Here is a 15,486-nt window from a genome sequence, read left to right on the forward strand (position 1 = left end):
TGCTGTCCTCGTACTTTCGGTGATGGCGGTTGGGCACGGCATGGCCCTAGGGGATTTGAGTGCCGGAGCCGGGCGAGGCGGCTGACAGTACCGCTGCCCGTGGGGTGCTCCGGGTGCCGAGATGGTGGAAGAACAGGTTGAGCGCGACCGCGACCAGTGCTCCGGCGCTGATCCCGGAGCCGAGCACGGTCTGTGCCCAGGCGGGGAAGTCCGCGTAGAAGGTCGGCGCGGCGAGCGGGATGATGCCCGCGCCGAGCGACACGGCCACCAGGATGATGTTGGAGCTGTCGTCGAGACCGGCCTCGGAGAGCGTACGGATACCACTGACCGCGATCGATCCGAACAGGACGATACCCGCGCCGCCGAGCACCGGCATCGGCACCAGCGAGACCACGGCCCCCAGGACGGGGAAGGCGCCGAGGACGAGGAGCACGGCGCCGGCCAGCGCGACGACGTACCGGCTGCGCACCCGGGTCAGCGAGACCACTCCGACGTTCTGCGCGAAGGCGCTGGTCGGGAAGCCGCCGAAGATCGGCCCGAGGAGGGTGGCGATGCCGTCGGTGCGCAGCCCGCGGGTGATGGTGGTGCCGGTGGTGGGCCGGTCGCAGATCTCACCGAGGGCCAGCATGCCGGCCGAGGACTCCGTCATCAGCACCAGCATCACGATGCACAGCGAGAGGATCGCGGCGGGCTGGAATTCGGGCGGGCCGAAGGAGAACGGCGTGGGCAGTGCGGCGACCGGGGCGGAACGCAGCCCCTCGAAGCTCGCCATCCCGAACGGGATCGCGGCGAGGGTGCCGACGACCAGGCCGATCAGCAGCGCGATCTGCTTGACGAAGCCCTGGGTGAAGCGCTGGATCAGCAGGATCACCACGAGGGTGAAGGCGGCGAGCGCGAGGTTCTTCATGTCGCCGAAGTCGGCCGCGTGCTTGTCGCCGCCCTGGGCCCAGCCGACCGGTACGGGCATCAGGGTGACCCCGATGAGGGTGATCACCACGCCGGTGACCAGCGGCGGGAAGAACCGCAGCAGCTTCCCGAAGAACGGGCCGATCGCGAGGCAGAACACCCCGGCGACCATCACCGCGCCGTAGATGGCGGGGAGTTGGTGGCCCTTGGCGGTGGTCTCGGCGATGGCGAGCATCGGGGTGATGCCGGCGGAGCTGGCCGCGTTGACGAACGGCAGCCGGTTGCCGGCGAACTTCCGGATGCCGAGCGTCTGCAGGAGCGTGGCGAGCCCGGCGATGAGCAGGCTGGCGGCGATCAGCCGGGTCCGGCCCGCGGTGTCCAGGCCGACGGCCTGGCCGATGATGAGCGGAGGGGTGACGACGCCGGCGTACATGGCGGCGATGTGCTGGAGTGCGGCGGGGAGGAGCCGCCTGGCCGCCGGCTTCTCGTCCACCGGATGGACCGGGGACGAGGGATGGTGCGGGACTTGCGAATGCTGTGCCATGGGTCGTTCCCCTCGGATTCCGCGCCCCCTCCCCGCTGCGGGGCGAGGAGGGGAGGCGGGGCACGGCGTTGCGTCTGAAGCCCTCAGAGGTTCGTCAGATCCACCGGGATCTTGGCTTCGACACCGTCGCGCAGAACAGTGGCTTCGATCAGGCCGTACGGGCGGTCCGCCGCGTAGTAGACCTCGTTGTCGTTCTTGAGCCCGAACGGCTCCAGGTCCACCAGGAAGTGGTGCTTGTTCGGGAGCGAGAACCGCACCTCGTCGATCTCGGAGCGGTTGTTGATGATGCGCGACCCCATTTGGTACAGGGTCTGCTGGAGCGAGAGGCTGTAGGTCTCGGCGAAGGCGTGCAGCATGTGCTTCTTCACCTGCTCGTACGAACGCTCCCAGTTGGGCATCCGCTGCTCGTCGTCGGTCCAGTTGAACCGCCAGCGGCCGGACACCTGAGTGGCGAGGATGCGGTCGTAGGCCTCCTTCAGCGTCGTGTACTTGTCCTTGATGTAGCCCCAGAACTCCGAGTTGGTGGAGTTCATCACCACGAGGTCCTTCAGACCCGAGATGACCTGCCACTGCTCGCCGTCGTAGGTGATCTCGGTGACCCGGGTCTCCTGGCCCTTGCGGACGAAGGAGTGCTTGACCTCGTCCGAGCCGATGAACTTGGAGTTGGCGTCGGAGGTCTCGATCCGCTCCCAGGCGTACTCCTCGATGCGGATCCGGGCCCGGTGGATCGGCTCCTGGCTGGTCACGAAGTGCCGGGCCAGGTGGATGCCGAACTGCTCGGCCGACTCGATCCCGTACTCCTTGGCAAAGGCGTACACGGTGTTCTTGGTCGTGTCGGTGGGCAGGCAGTGGGCGTTGGAACCGGAGAGGTGGACCTCCTCCAGGTCGCCGGAGAGCGCGACGGAGACGTTCAGGTCCTTGATGTGGTGCGTGTCGCCGTCGCGGGTGATCTTGACGACGCGGTTTTCCGCCTTGCCGTACTGGTTCTGGCCGAGAATCGTGGGCATGTCGGTGCTAGCTCCCTCGGTATACGGAGTAGCCGAACGGGTTGAGCAGCAGCGGTACGTGGTAGTGCTCGCCCGGCTTGACGGCAAAGGTGATTGCCACCTCCGGGAAGAAAGCTCCGCTGTCCCTTACGCGGGGGGCGTCCTGCTGTTCCTCGGCTTGCTGGTGGGAAACGAAGTACGCCTCGGTCTCGAATTCGATGCGTACGTGGGTGGTGCCTTCCGGCAGTGCCGGCAGGTCCTTGCAGCGCCCGTCCGCGTCGGTCTTGGACGCGCCGTGGGCGGTCCAGGCACCGTCGCCGCCGGAGCGCACCGAGAGCGTGAGGGCGACGCCCTCCGCGGGGCGGCCCACGCTGGTGTCCAGGATGTGCGTGGACACCGACGTCTGTGCAGCCGTCTCGCTGCTCATGCTGCGTCTCCTTCCGCGGTTTCCGCGATACGGGTCAGGCGAATGCGGTTGATCTTGCCGAGCTCCCCACGCACGATCTCCCGCTCCTGTTCCGGCGAGTTGTCGATCCGGTTACGGAGCGCGTCGCGCATCTGCTCCCCGGTGCGACCGGAGGCGCAGATCAGGAAGACGTGCCCGAACTTCTCCTGGTAGGCCAGGTTGAGTTCGAGCATTTCCGCCTTGAGCTCGTCGGAGGCGCCGGCCATCCCGCTCTGCTCGCGGTTCGAGGTCGGGTCGCCCGGCTTCGGCCGGCCGATGGGCGGGTGCCCGGCCATCGCCTCGGCCAGGTCCTCCGCGGTCAGCTCCGCCATGGCGGCGTCGCTGGCGGCGAACAGGGCGTCGGTGGTGGCGTAGGGGCGCTGGGCGAGGATCTTGCTCCCCCATGCCCGGCTGGCGCACACCTCGTGCAGTACGGACCGGGCCGTACCGTCGTCGGAGGTGTTGAACCGGGCGAGCGCCGGGGTCGTACTCGAAGACACGGGAAGCCTCCGTGGCCTGGTGCTGGACAGCTCTGCTTGGCTGGAAACAGCTAAGACCCCCGGCAACATCCCGTCAACACTTTGTTGAAAACTCGGCGACACAAAAGCCGCCGTCCAGCGGTACGGGACGGCGGCTCCGGCTGCCTGGGCGGGGCGCATGCCCCTTCGCCTCAGTCGGCGTCCTTCGCGGCGTTCTCCCTGTTCAAGTAGTTGTAGACGGTGAAACGGCTGACGCCAAGGGCCCCCGCCACGGTCTCGACGCCGTGTCGGACCGAGAAGGCGCCCCGGGATTCCAGTATCCGGACCACCGATTGCTTGGTCTTGCGGTCCAGCTCGGCCAGCGGCATGCCGTGCCGGCGCTGGAGCTCGGCGAGGATGTGGTCGAGCGAATCCGAGAGGTGCGGGAGCCGGACGGCCACCCGGTCCTCCCCCTCCCAGGCCAGCACGACGTCGTCGCCGCGGGCCTGGTCCGGCGCCACCATCTGTCCACCCATCGCGTCCACCAGCGGCTTGACCGCCTGGACGAACGGGTGGTCCGCGGGCTCGGTCACGACGTTCCCCCCTCGCCCTGCCCGGCATCCCCGATCACATTGACCTGCAGGGAGACCCGGGTGGCCCCGGCCCGCAGGGATTCCCGCAGCAGCGCGGTCACCGCACCGAGCACCTGATCCGCCTCGCCCTCGGCCGTGTTGCCGAACGGGCCGACGTCGACGGCGTCCAGCTCGGCGCCCGTGACGATCTCGCGGGCCACCACCGCATGCGCCGGCGCCTCGTCCAGGTCGAACGGCTCCGTCGTGAACTCAACTCTCAATCGCACGTCGCTCAACCTACGCGCGGCGGGCCCGACTCACCAGAAATTGCTCGGGAGCCCCCTTGACAGCCTCCGAACGCGACGGGCAATGTTCCAGTACGCAGAAAAACAGTTCCACTATCCGGAAGGAGCGCCGGCCCTCATGGGTTTCACGGACACGCGCTTCAACGTCAATCTGTCGATCCTGTTCACCGAGCTTCCGTTGCTGGAGCGGCCGGCGGCCGCGCGGGCGGCGGGTTTCACGGCGGTGGAGCTGTGGTGGCCCTGGGTGGACGCCCCGGTCCCCGAGCAGGCAGAGCTGGACGCGCTGCGCGACGCCCTCAATGACGCCGGCACCCGCCTGGTGGGCCTGAACTTCTACGCCGGACAGCTGCCCGGCCCCGACCGCGGCGCCCTGTCCGTCCCGGGCGAGGAGTCGGAGAAGTTCCGGGCGAACGTGCCCGTCGCGATCGAGTTCGCCCAGTCGCTGGGGTGCACCACGTTCAACGCCCTGTACGGCAACCGCGTCGAGGGCGTCTCGCCCGAGGAGCAGGACCGGCTGGCGCTGGAGAACCTCGCCTTCGCGGCCCGTGCGGTGGCCGGGGTCGACGGCACGCTGCTGATCGAGGCCCTCAACGCCCCCGAGTCGCCGAAGTGCCCGATCGTCTCCGCCCCGAAGGCGATCGAGGTCGTCGACGCGGTCAACGCGGCCACCGGGTTGGACAACGCCCGCTTCCTGATGGACCTGTACCACCTGTCGATGAACGGCGAGGACCTCGACGAGGTCATCGACCGCCACACCGCCAAGACGGCACACGTCCAGATCGCGGACAACCCCGGCCGCGGCGCCCCCGGCACCGGCGAGCTGGACTTCGACGCCCTGCTCGACCGCCTGAAGAAGGCCGGCTACGACGGCTGGATCGGCCTGGAGTACAAGCCGGGCGACACCCCGAGTGCGTCGTCGTTCGCCTGGCTGCCGGCCCCGCTGCGCGCCGCCCCGTAACCGGGTCCGCCGCTCGCTGTCCCCCGATTTTTGAGTGTGAAAGAGGTTATTCCGATGAGCAATCTTCCCAAGATCGCGTGGATCGGTCTGGGCATCATGGGTTCGCCCATGGCCGAGAACCTGATCAAGGCCGGCTACACCGTGGCCGGCTACACCCTGGAGGCCGACAAGCTCCAGCGGCTGGCCCAGGCCGGCGGCACCGCGGCCGGCTCGATCGCCGAGGCCGTCAAGGATGCGGACGTGGTCATCACCATGGTCCCGGCCTCCCCGCAGGTCGAGGCCATCGCCTACGGCCCCGACGGCATCCTGGAGAACGCCAAGCGCGGCACGCTGCTGATCGACATGTCCTCGATCACCCCGCAGACCTCCATCGACCTGGCCCGCGCGGCCGGCGAGAAGGGCATCCGGGTCCTGGACGCCCCCGTCTCCGGCGGCGAGGCCGGCGCCATCGAAGCCGTCCTGTCGATCATGGTCGGCGGTGAGCAGGCCGACTTCGACGCCGCCCGCCCCCTCCTCGAAGCCCTGGGCAAGACCATCGTGCTGTGCGGACCGCACGGCTCCGGCCAGACCGTCAAGGCCGCCAACCAGCTCATCGTCGCCGTCAACATCCAGGCCTGCGCCGAAGCCGTGGTCTTCCTGGAGAAGTCCGGCGTCGACCTCAGTGCCGCCCTGGACGTCCTCAACGGGGGCCTTGCCGGCTCCACCGTCCTGACCCGCAAGAAGGACAACTTCAAAACCCGCGACTTCGCCCCCGGCTTCCGCATCGACCTGCACCACAAGGACATGGGCATCGTCACCGACGCCGCCCGCACCGTCGGCGCCGCCCTGCCCGTCGGCTCCGTCGTCGCCCAACTCGTCGCCTCCCTGCGCGCCCAGGGCGACGGAGGCCTGGACCACTCCGCCCTCCTCCGCGGCGTCGAACGCCTCTCCGGACACCCCACCGGGGCCTGACGTCCATGGCGGCACAGCGGATCCCCGCCGCACGGGCGGCCGTGCAGATCCTCCGGGACGAGGGCATCGACCTCGTCTTCGGCTGCCCCGGTGGCCCGCTGCTCCCGCTGTACGCGGCGATGGCGGAGACCGGCGGTATCGCCCACCTGCCGGTGCGCGATGCCGAGGCCGCCGTGCACATGGCCGACGGCTGGGCCCGGACGAGCGGACGGGTCGGGTCGTGGCGGTGGCCGCGGGGCCGGGAGCGGCCCGGCTGGTCACCGGGCTGTACGCGGCGGCGCAGGACGCGGTCCCGCTGGTGTGCCTCACCGGCCGGCCGACCGCCGCCGGGCCGCCGCGCCGGGCGGCCCACCGTCCGCCGGACCTGCTCCGGCTGGCCGCTCCGGTCACCAAGCGGGCCGAGCGGATCGAGGATCCCGCGCGCGTCCCGGGGGCTTTCCGTGAGGCCTTCCGGATCGCGCGGGAGGGCCCTCCCGGCCCGGTGCTGATCGACGTCCCGGCCGATCTGATCGTGGCGGAGATCGCATCCGACGCGGGGCGGGCGACCGGTGGCGGCCGGTGGCCCGCCCCGCCGACCAGGGCGGCGGCGCCCGCGGGCCTGACGGCGGACCGTGGTGGGCATGCCGACCCCGGTACCGTCCGCGGGGCGCCGCCCTGGTTCCTCACGGAGCTCGCCGCGGTCTTCGGGACCGGGCACGACCCGGCCACCGCGCCGGCCACCTACCTGGTCGGCGGCCCCCTGCCCGCACCGTCCACCGCCGGCCCGGGCGGATCCCGGCTGCAGCACCTCTACGGCCGCGGCGGTCCGCCCGGCTGGGAGGTCCCGGCCGCGATCGGGGTCCGCAAGGCCCTGGACGGCAGGGGCGAGCGGGACGCCGAGGTCGTCGTGGTCCTCGACGGCGACGGTTTCCCGGCCCTGTCCGGGGAGCTGGCGGCCGCGGCACGGTACGACGCCCCGATGGTGCTGCTCCTGCACACTGCGGACCGGGCCGGCGAGGACTTCGCGGACCCCGTGAAGGTCGCCGAGGCGTACGGCTGCGCGGGCCGCGACGTCGTCGATCCGGCGGAGCTGCGCACGGCGGTCGAGTGGGCCCGCAAGGAGGCCGTCTCCACCCGGCGGCCGGTCCTCGTCGACGTCCGGACCGGTCCCCCGGTACGCCTTCCCGGCGGCCCGGCCGTCGAGCCGGTGCACGAGTACACCCACGGGCCCTAGGCACCCCGCCGAGGGCCCGGATCCCGAACTTCCGGGCGGTGGCCGCGCTGACACCTGTCCTGTCGCGCCCAGGCGCGGCCGCCGCCCGGAATACCCACCCAGGTTTGTTTCAACAAACTGTTGACGTTTGGTCGGAGCTCTTCTTACGCTCCGACATGCGGAAGTCAACTTCCGCGCTCTCGTACGGAAGGTCACCATGTCGAAGCCCACGCTGACGGCGCGCTTTCTCACTACGGAGGCTGGCGCCCCCGTCGCCGACAACCAGAACTCCGCCACCGCCGGCGTCGGCGGCCCGATCATCCTCCAGGACCAGCACCTGCTGGAGAAGCTCGCCCGCTTCAACCGCGAGCGCATCCCGGAGCGCGTCGTGCACGCCCGTGGGTCCGGCGCGTACGGCTACTTCGAGGTGACCGACGACGTCACGGCCTTCACCCGGGCCGACTTCCTGAACACCGTCGGCAAGCGGACCGAGACGTTCCTCCGTTTCTCGACCGTCGCCGACAGCCTCGGCGGCCCGGACGCGGCTCGCGACCCGCGCGGCTTCGCCCTCAAGTTCTACACCGAGGAGGGTAACTACGACCTCGTCGGCAACAACACCCCGGTGTTCTTCATCAAGGACCCGATCAAGTTCCCCGACTTCATCCACTCGCAGAAGCGCGACCCCTTCACGGGCAAGCAGGAGCCGGACAACGTCTGGGACTTCTGGGCGCACGCCCCCGAGGCCACCCACCAGATCACCTGGCTCATGGGCGACCGCGGCATCCCGGCCTCCTACCGCCACATGAACGGCTACGGCTCGCACACCTACCAGTGGACGAACGCCGAGGGCGAGGCCTTCTTCGTCAAGTACCACTTCAAGACCAACCAGGGCATCCGCTGCCTGAGCAGCGAGCAGGGCGCCGAGCTGGCCGGCAAGGACCCCAACAGCCACCAGACCGACCTGCTGCAGTCCATCGAGCGGGGCGTGTACCCCTCCTGGACGCTCTACGTGCAGATCATGCCGGCGGCCGAGGCGGCCGGCTACCGCTTCAACCCGTTCGACCTGACGAAGGTGTGGCCGCACGCGGACTACCCGCTGCAGCGGGTCGGCCGGCTGGTCCTGGACCGCAACCCCGACAACGTCTTCGCCGAGGTCGAGCAGTCCGCCTTCTCGCCGAACAACTTCGTGCCCGGAATCGGCCCGTCCCCGGACAAGATGCTCCAGGGCCGGCTGTTCGCCTACGCCGACGCCCACCGCTACCGCCTGGGCGTCAACCACACCCAGCTGCCGGTGAACGCCCCCAAGGCGACCAAGGCCAACAACTACGGCCGGGACGGCCTGATGGCGACCAACGCCTACGGCCGGCACGCCAAGAACTACGAGCCGAACTCCTACGACGGCCCGGCGCAGACGAACGAGGCGCTCTCCGCCCCGTTCGCCGTCTCCGGCCACACCGGCACCCACGAGGCGCCGCTGCACACCAAGGACGACCACTTCTTCCAGGCCGGTGAGCTCTACCGCCTGATGTCCGAGGACGAGAAGAAGCGCCTGGTGGACAACATCGCCGGCGGTCTCTCCCAGGTCAGCCGCGACGACGTGATCGAGAAGAACCTGGCCCACTTCCACGCCGCCGACCAGGAGTACGGCAAGCGCGTCGAGGCCAGGGTCCGCGAGCTGCGCGAGGACTGACGGGAGGTCAGCCTCCTTGCGCACTCCGTACCGGCCGGCCCGTTGAGGGGTGGTCGGCCGGTACGGAGAGGTAGCGCGAGCTCCGCGGTCACCGGGAGTCCAGTGCGGTGGCAGTGCTCGCCCGATAGGGAAGGGCGAGCCACCTCCCCGCACCGCGGAGCCCGCCTGCTCCCCTTCCCACCCCTCCCCCAGACTCCGTCCGGCGGTGCGATGTCCCGTCGCGCCCAACTCTCGCACTGTCGGACGGGAACCACCGCACAGGGCCCGGCATCCGTACGGTCACGGATCCCGGGCCCTGTGTCGTGCCCGGGCCCCGACCCGCTCCGTTGTGTACGCCGCCGTGCGCCGCCGTGCGCGCCGCGTGCGCCGGGATTCCTCCGCGGAATCTTCCCGCCCCGCGCCCTCTCGCCGTAATTCGGCCCACGGGACACCCTTCTTTGCGGAGACTATGGGGGCAGCAGCAGAACCCGACTGCCTGCCGCCCTACCGCCAGGAGCCGACCATGGCCGACAGCGTGCCGGTGCGGTGCCCCACGTGCCGCCGCGAGAACGCTTTCACCCCGCCCACCTTCCCGTGCGCATGCGGTGCCCCGCTGACCATGCCCGTGCTGCGCGGCGGGGTGCCGGTCGAGATACTCCACCGCACCTGGCAGGCGTCCTGGGTGGAGGTGCGCTGCGACGTGTGCGGGCGGCACGACGAATGGCCGGCGCCGGAGTCCGGCTGCGTGTGCGGCACGGTGGTCCGGGTCCCGGTCGTCCCGGCGCCCACCCCGCCCCCGCCGAACTTCCCCTCGCCCGGGCGGCCGGCCGCCGAGGCCCGACCCGCCGCCGAGACCCGGCGCGCGATCCTGCGGCCGGCCTTCCGGCCGGTGACGATCCGTACCGCCCGTGACTGCGTCACCGCCGCCCAGCAGTACTTGAAGTGGCTGGGCTACGCCGACGTCGCCCGGGCCCAGGAACGCACCGCCGCCGGCGTGGACCTGCGGGGCACCGGTGTGGTGGCCCAGGTCGACCCGACCACCCGCGCCACCCAGCTCCGCGAGATCGAGTGCGTCTGGCTCAACGGCCTCAACGACTCGGCCATCGCGGTCTTCTTCTCGCTCGCCGGCTACGCCAGGGACGCCCGGACGCGCGCCGACGAACTGCACATCCCGCTGTTCGTCATGGACCTCACGGGCACCCCACAGCCGGTCAACGACCCGGCCGACGAGCTGATCAGGTACGGCGCGTCCCAGCCGTGAACCCGCCGTCCGCACCACCGCCGACGAGCCGCCGCAGCGCACCGGCGGACGCCGATCCCGGCTCGGCGTGGTAGATCACCACCCGCTGCCCCGGGTCGTCCGGCAGGGTCAGCAACTCATCGGCGAGCGTGAGCGGACCGACGACCGGGTGACGGTAGTCCCGGGTGTGGGTGGCGCAGGCGCGTACCGGGTGTGCCGCCCACAGCGCCTCGAACTCCGTGCTGTTCCGCCGGAGTTCGGCGATGAGTCCGGTGAGTTGTGGCGCGTCCGGCCACCGCCCGGCGATCAGCCGCAGATCGCCGACCGTGTCGCGGGCCTTGGCCGCCCGGTCCGCATGGAGCGCCCGGGTGTGCGGATCGAGGAACATCATCCGCGCGACGTTCGGACGCGCGGTGGCGTCGCGGGTCCCCGGGGTGGCAACGGGGGCGTCCGGGGCGTCGAACGGCAGGTGCCGGCCAGCAGCGCATGCCCCGCCCGGTTCCAGGCGAGTACGTCCACGAACCGGCCCAGCACCAGCGCCGGGGTGTCCCCCAGCGACGCGATCATGTTCCGTACGGACGGCCGCAGCCGCTCCCCGGCGGCCGCTTCCGCGCCGGGTCCGCCACCGCCGTCGGGGCGGGCCAGTCCGTACAGATGCCGCCGTTCGGTCCCGTCCAGCCGCAGCACCCGGGCGAGCGCGTCCAGGACGGCGTCCGAGGCGCCGGCGGCCGCGGCGCCCTGCTCCAGCCGGGTGTAGTAGCCCGGGCTGATTCCGGCGAGCCGCGCCAGCTCCTCCCGGCGCAGCCCCGGCACCCGCCGCCGACCGCCGTGGTCCGGCAGTCCGACGTCCTGCGGGGCGAGCCGCGCCCGCCGGCTCCGCAGGAACTCCCCCAAGTCCGGCCCGTGATCGATGCGTGCAGTGCGCCGGGGATCCATCCGTCCAGTGTGCCGGGGCGAGCGCAGCCTGCACCTGACAGGGGTAGGAACGGCATTCCTGCCCTCGACAGGGGGCTGGGTAGCCGCGCGGCGACGCGGCAGCATCGTGCCCATGCCTCTGAAGATCATCGTCATCGGTGCGACCGGCACGCTCGGCAGTGCGGTCGCCCGCCATCTGACGGCCCGCGGACACGAGGTCGTGCGGGCCGCGCGCCGCGGCCCGGTCCCGGTCGACCTGGCCGATCCGGTCTCCCTCGACGCGCTCTTCGCCACCGTGCGGGGCGTGGACGCCGTGATCTGCTGCGCCGCGAGCGGCCAACTGACGCCCCTGGACTCCCCCTCCGACGAGGAGTTCACCACCGGCCTGGACGGCAAACTCCTCGGCCAGGTCCACCTCGTCCGGCGTGCGCTGCACCATCTGCGGGACGGCGGCGCGGTCATCCTGACCAGCGGCACCTTCGCCGAGCCGACACCGGGCGGCGCGTTCGGCGCACTGGTCAACGCCGGCCTGGACGCCTTCGTACGGGCCGCGGCCCTCGAACTCCCCCGTGGACTGCGGCTCGACGTGGTCAGCCCCGGCTGGGTCGCCGAGACCCTCGCCGGTCTCGGCCTGGACCCGGCCGAGGGCACGCCCGCGGACGAGGTGGCCCGTGCGTACGTCGACCTCCTCGACACCCTCGTCCCGCGGGCCGCGGAAACCCGTTCGCCGCGCCCGGCGGAACCGGCGACACTGGCGGAGTGATCATCGCTGCCCCGTCGTCCGCCGAGTTGCCCCTGCTGCGCGCCCTGGAACGCGCCGCCGGCGAGCCCTTCCGCCACCTGGACATGGCTCCGGTGGCGGACGATGAACCGCCTTCGCTGGCCGAACTGACCAGGTATCGGCAGGCGGGGCGGGCCCTGGCGGCGTACGAGGGGGAGGCGCGGGCCGCTTCCGACCGTGGGCGGCCGATCGGCTATCTCCTCTGGGAGCCGGTCGACGGGTGCACCCACATCGAGCAGGTGTCGGTGCACCCGGATCACTCCCGTCGGGGCATCGGGCGGGCCCTCATCGACCGGGCGGAGCGCGACGGCGGCTCGGCGCCGCTGACCCTGACCACCTTCGCCGAGGTGCCGTGGAACGCGCCGTACTACGCCCGCCTCGGCTTCCGGGTGCTCACCGGGGCCGAACTGACCCCGGGCTCAGGGCGGTGCGGGCGCGGGAAGCGGCGCTGGGTCTGGACCGCTGGCCGCGGGTGTGCATGCGCCGCGAGCCGAGCGTGCGGCCGGCCGAACGGCTGACCTGACGGTGCGTCAGCCACTCGGGGCGGCCGGAAACCTCACCCGCCCATAATGAGGGCATGATCGACGCGAATGCGCTCCGGGACCACTGCCTGGCCTTCAACGGCGCGACCGAGGAGTTCCCCTTCCCGCGCCACCAGGACGTCTGCACCTTCAAGGTCGGCGGCAAGATCTTCGCGCTGACGACGCTCACCGACACCCCGCTCACCGTGAGCCTCAAGTGCGACCCCGAGCTGGCCGAACGGCTGCGGGCGGCCCATCCGGAGGTGGTGCCCGGCTACCACCTCAACAAGCGGCACTGGAACACCGTTTCCCTGGCCGGAGCGCTGCCCGATCAACTCGTCCGCGACATGATCGAGGACTCCTACGACCTGGTGGTCGCCTCGCTGCCGCGGGCCCAGCGACTGCTGCTCGACTGGCCGGGAGAGTCGCGACGGCGCTGAACGCCCCGCGAGGGGCGAACTCGCCCACGCGAGGGGCGCTTTGTCGGCTGCCACGGCACGCCCCGGTGACTCATCGGCACTCGTCGAGCAGAATCCGCGCCAGTTCCCGCGGCCGGGAGAACATCGGCCAGTGGCCGGTGTCCAGCTCGACCAGCCGCCAGTGCTCGCTCGTCAGCAGCTCGGCCACCTCGTCGCTCGGTTCGGGGCCGTCCAGCAGGCACTTGACGTATGTCGCCGGCAGGTCGCCGAGCGGGCGCGCGAGGACAGCGGGCTCGATGAGCGTGGCGCCCGGGTGCGGGGTCGAGCCGCTCACGATCCGCGCGATCTGCGCGTCGTCGAGACCCTGGCCCGCGTAGTCCGCCGCGGTGAGGGGTGCCCAGAAACCTCCGGTCTCGGCCATGGACGCCTCCACCATCGCGCGGCCGCTCGGCCAGGCGGACACGAACGACCCGCCGTCCACCGGGACGTTGGAGTCGACGAACACCACACGGGCCAGCCGGTCACCGATCCGCTCGGCGGCCTGGCCGACCGGTATGCCGGCGTAGCTGTGCCCCACCAGGACGACCTCGCGCAGATCACGCCGTGCGATCTCGTCGACGACGTCCTGGACGTGCGTCTGCTGTCCGGCCGGTACGCCCTGCTTCTCGGCGACGCCGGACAGCGTCACGGGATGGACGCCGTGGCCGGCCGCCCGTAGCTCCGCCGCCACCTCCCACGCCCACGATCCGAGCCACGCCCCTGCCACCAATACGAATGCGGTCATGCCGGCAACGTAGCGGTGCCCACTGACAATCCGGTGCCGCGGTTCCGGTTCCACCGCCGTCCGGCCGACGGGCCTCGCCTATGCTGCCCCGATGCGAACTCCCCGGCAGGCCGCGCGGATCGCCGTACTCGACCCGGACGGCGCGCTCTTCCTCTTCCGTTACGACAACGAGGAGGTCGGTGTGCACTGGGCGATGCCCGGTGGCGGGCTGGACGCCGGGGAGGCGCCGCGCACCGGTGCCCTGCGCGAGCTGGCCGAGGAGACCGGCTGGACCGACCTGGAGCCGGGTCCGCTGCTGTGCACCTGGGAGCACGACTTCACCAGGGCGGGCGTGCCCGTACGGCAGCACGAGCACATCTACCTCGCCCACGGCCCGCGCCGGGAGCCCGCCGAGGGCGTGGCGGCCGCGCACGCGGACGACCGGATCCTGGGCTGGCGCTGGTGGCCCCCGGCCGAGCTGGCCGCCACCGCCGACCCGCTCTGGCCGCCGCAGCTGCCCGAGGTCCTCGCACCGTGGCGCGACCCCGCCGGCCACGCCCCGGGCACCGCTCCCGCCCCTTCCCCGACCCCTCCCCCGGTCGGCCTGGGGTACGTCCCCCACGGCTGATCCGGCCGGAGGGCCGGTCCCCGCTCAGGTGGTGTAGTCCGCGTTGACCCGGACGTAGCCGGCGGACAGGTCGCAGCCGTAGACGGTCGCCTCCGCGGTGCCGAGGCCGAGGGTGATGGTGATCGAGACCTCGGGCTGCCGCATGGCGTCGGTGAGCGCGTCGAGGGTCTGCGGTGTGGGCTCCCCGGGATACACCTCGATGCCGCCGAACGCGACCGTGACGCGGTCCGGTGTGATGTCGCGATCGCGGTCCTCGGTGTTCTTGCCGATGGCCATCACCACCCGGCCCCAGTTGGGATCGGCGCCGTGTACGGCCGTCTTGACCAGGGGCGAGTTCACCACGCTCTTGGCGATGCGCCGGGCCTGGGCCTCGTCCCGCGCCCGGCCGACCGTGACGCGCAGGAGCTTGGTCGCGCCCTCCCCGTCGCTCGCGAGCTGTCGGGTGAGGTCCAGGCACAGTTCGGTGAGCGCCGCGGTGAACTCCGCGGGGTCGACCGGCCCGGCCGCGCCGTTGGCGAGCACCGCGACGGTGTCGGAGGTGGAGGTGTCGGTGTCGACGCTCAGGCAGTGGAAGGACCGGTCCACGGCGGTGCGCAGCGCCGCGTCCAGGGCGTCCGCCGGCAGTTCGGCGTCGGTGAAGAGGTAGGCCAGCATCGTGGCCATGTCGGGCTCCAGCATGCCGACGCCCTTGGCGACACCGACGATCCGCGCGGCGCCGACCGTACGGACGGCGGTCTTCGGGCGGGTGTCGGTGGTCATCATGGCGCGGGCCACGTCCTGCGGCCCGGCCCGAAGGCTTCGGGTCCGCGGTCGGCGGCGGCGTCGAAGTGGGCGCGGATCGTGTCCATCGGCAGCGGGCGCCCGATGACTCCGGTGGAGCCGATGAGCACGTGACGGTCGTCGACGCCCAGGAGGGCGGCGACCCGCCCGACGACTTCGGCGGCGTTGGCCTCGCCCTGGCGCCCGGTCGCGACGTTCGCGTTCTGCGCGAGCGTGGTGACGGCACGCAGGTCCCGCCCGGCGGCGTGCGCGCGGCTGAGCACCACGGCGGGTCCGGCGAAGAGGCTGCGGGTGAACATCGCGGCACTGACCGCCGGGCGGTCCGAGGCGACGACCGAGATGTCATCGCCCTGGTCGCGCAGTCCGCCGTGCCCGGTGTAGGCACGGAATCCGGTCGGCCAGGAGAGGGCGTCGGCCTCGCCTCCGGACACTGATGTATGAATATTCGCCATG

Annotated in this window: 17 protein-coding genes and 3 pseudogenes; 10 read left to right on the forward strand and 10 right to left on the reverse strand. The window is 71.6% G+C overall.

Annotated features, from left to right (window positions below):
* Window positions 1–46: 46 nt before the first annotated feature.
* From OJ254_RS29170 to OJ254_RS29195, 6 genes are all read right to left on the reverse strand, one after another.
* A complete protein-coding gene (locus OJ254_RS29170; protein ID WP_265364782.1) occupies window positions 47–1,450 on the reverse strand; it encodes a nucleobase:cation symporter-2 family protein in 1,404 nt (467 codons plus the stop codon).
* 83 nt (window positions 1,451–1,533) lie between these two features.
* Entirely contained in the window at window positions 1,534–2,457 is a 924-nt protein-coding gene (pucL, locus tag OJ254_RS29175) for a factor-independent urate hydroxylase (protein WP_030814061.1), read from the reverse strand.
* 7 nt (window positions 2,458–2,464) lie between these two features.
* Complete coding sequence (gene uraH / locus OJ254_RS29180; RefSeq protein ID WP_030415156.1) at window positions 2,465–2,863, reverse strand: hydroxyisourate hydrolase; 399 nt, start codon at window positions 2,861–2,863, stop codon at window positions 2,465–2,467.
* The gene (gene uraD / locus OJ254_RS29185; protein ID WP_265364783.1) at window positions 2,860–3,381 is read right to left on the reverse strand and encodes a 2-oxo-4-hydroxy-4-carboxy-5-ureidoimidazoline decarboxylase; all 522 of its coding nucleotides are present in this window, start codon (window positions 3,379–3,381) and stop codon (window positions 2,860–2,862) included. Before uraD ends, uraH begins: the two co-directional genes overlap by 4 nt.
* Window positions 3,382–3,551: 170 nt before the next feature.
* Complete coding sequence (locus OJ254_RS29190) at window positions 3,552–3,932, reverse strand: helix-turn-helix domain-containing protein (RefSeq protein WP_261954999.1); 381 nt, start codon at window positions 3,930–3,932, stop codon at window positions 3,552–3,554.
* The gene (locus OJ254_RS29195; RefSeq protein WP_261955000.1) at window positions 3,929–4,198 is read right to left on the reverse strand and encodes a YkoF family thiamine-binding protein; all 270 of its coding nucleotides are present in this window, start codon (window positions 4,196–4,198) and stop codon (window positions 3,929–3,931) included. The genes OJ254_RS29190 and OJ254_RS29195 overlap by 4 nt, the downstream gene beginning before the upstream one ends.
* A gap of 136 nt (window positions 4,199–4,334) precedes the next feature.
* On the opposite strand from OJ254_RS29195, the gene OJ254_RS29200 reads away from it, so the two are divergent.
* The 6 genes and pseudogenes from OJ254_RS29200 (at window position 4,335) to OJ254_RS29225 (ending at window position 10,247) form a co-directional block, all read left to right on the forward strand.
* Entirely contained in the window at window positions 4,335–5,174 is an 840-nt protein-coding gene (locus tag OJ254_RS29200) for a TIM barrel protein (RefSeq protein ID WP_265364784.1), read from the forward strand.
* A 54-nt stretch (window positions 5,175–5,228) separates the two neighbouring features.
* Window positions 5,229–6,125 carry a 2-hydroxy-3-oxopropionate reductase gene (locus OJ254_RS29205; RefSeq protein ID WP_265364785.1) on the forward strand — a complete coding sequence of 299 codons (897 nt, stop codon included), beginning with the start codon at window positions 5,229–5,231 and terminating at the stop codon, window positions 6,123–6,125.
* A 5-nt stretch (window positions 6,126–6,130) separates the two neighbouring features.
* Window positions 6,131–6,408: pseudogene (locus OJ254_RS31230) on the forward strand (thiamine pyrophosphate-binding protein); the annotation flags it as partial.
* 228 nt (window positions 6,409–6,636) lie between these two features.
* Complete coding sequence (locus tag OJ254_RS29215) at window positions 6,637–7,338, forward strand: thiamine pyrophosphate-dependent enzyme (RefSeq protein ID WP_265365356.1); 702 nt, start codon at window positions 6,637–6,639, stop codon at window positions 7,336–7,338.
* 211 nt (window positions 7,339–7,549) lie between these two features.
* Window positions 7,550–9,007 carry a catalase gene (locus OJ254_RS29220; protein WP_265365357.1) on the forward strand — a complete coding sequence of 486 codons (1,458 nt, stop codon included), beginning with the start codon at window positions 7,550–7,552 and terminating at the stop codon, window positions 9,005–9,007.
* 502 nt (window positions 9,008–9,509) lie between these two features.
* Window positions 9,510–10,247 carry a hypothetical protein gene (locus OJ254_RS29225; RefSeq protein WP_265364786.1) on the forward strand — a complete coding sequence of 246 codons (738 nt, stop codon included), beginning with the start codon at window positions 9,510–9,512 and terminating at the stop codon, window positions 10,245–10,247.
* Here OJ254_RS29225 and OJ254_RS31235 read toward each other — a convergent pair.
* Complete coding sequence (locus tag OJ254_RS31235) at window positions 10,222–10,617, reverse strand: MmyB family transcriptional regulator (RefSeq protein ID WP_341483749.1); 396 nt, start codon at window positions 10,615–10,617, stop codon at window positions 10,222–10,224. The two genes, OJ254_RS29225 and OJ254_RS31235, sit on opposite strands and share 26 nt — an antisense overlap.
* Complete coding sequence (locus OJ254_RS31240; RefSeq protein ID WP_341483750.1) at window positions 10,614–11,162, reverse strand: helix-turn-helix domain-containing protein; 549 nt, start codon at window positions 11,160–11,162, stop codon at window positions 10,614–10,616. Before OJ254_RS31240 ends, OJ254_RS31235 begins: the two co-directional genes overlap by 4 nt.
* Before the next feature lie 118 nt (window positions 11,163–11,280).
* Here OJ254_RS31240 and OJ254_RS29235 point away from each other — a divergent pair, with 118 nt between their 5' ends.
* The 3 genes and pseudogenes from OJ254_RS29235 (at window position 11,281) to OJ254_RS29245 (ending at window position 12,883) form a co-directional block, all read left to right on the forward strand.
* A complete protein-coding gene (locus tag OJ254_RS29235; RefSeq protein WP_265365358.1) occupies window positions 11,281–11,904 on the forward strand; it encodes a short chain dehydrogenase in 624 nt (207 codons plus the stop codon).
* A pseudogene (locus OJ254_RS29240) lies at window positions 11,901–12,445 on the forward strand (GNAT family N-acetyltransferase). The gene OJ254_RS29235 and the pseudogene OJ254_RS29240 overlap by 4 nt, the downstream one beginning before the upstream one ends.
* Window positions 12,446–12,499: 54 nt before the next feature.
* Window positions 12,500–12,883, forward strand: a complete 384-nt coding sequence (locus OJ254_RS29245) for an MmcQ/YjbR family DNA-binding protein (RefSeq protein ID WP_261955008.1) — start codon at window positions 12,500–12,502, stop codon at window positions 12,881–12,883.
* Window positions 12,884–12,953: 70 nt separating this feature from the next.
* Here OJ254_RS29245 and OJ254_RS29250 read toward each other — a convergent pair whose 3' ends face one another.
* The gene (locus OJ254_RS29250) at window positions 12,954–13,646 is read right to left on the reverse strand and encodes an alpha/beta fold hydrolase (RefSeq protein ID WP_265364787.1); all 693 of its coding nucleotides are present in this window, start codon (window positions 13,644–13,646) and stop codon (window positions 12,954–12,956) included.
* Between the two features lie 91 nt (window positions 13,647–13,737).
* On the opposite strand from OJ254_RS29250, the gene OJ254_RS29255 reads away from it, so the two are divergent.
* Window positions 13,738–14,253: an NUDIX hydrolase gene (locus tag OJ254_RS29255; RefSeq protein WP_265364788.1), complete on the forward strand. Its 516-nt coding sequence runs from the start codon at window positions 13,738–13,740 to the stop codon at window positions 14,251–14,253.
* A 24-nt stretch (window positions 14,254–14,277) separates the two neighbouring features.
* Here OJ254_RS29255 and argJ read toward each other — a convergent pair.
* Window positions 14,278–15,485 (reverse strand): annotated as a pseudogene (gene argJ / locus OJ254_RS29260) (bifunctional glutamate N-acetyltransferase/amino-acid acetyltransferase ArgJ).
* Window position 15,486 lies beyond the last annotated feature (1 nt).

Origin of the sequence: Streptomyces endophytica (genome assembly GCF_026153355.1) — a bacterium.
Taxonomy (GTDB): domain Bacteria; phylum Actinomycetota; class Actinomycetes; order Streptomycetales; family Streptomycetaceae; genus Streptomyces; species Streptomyces endophytica.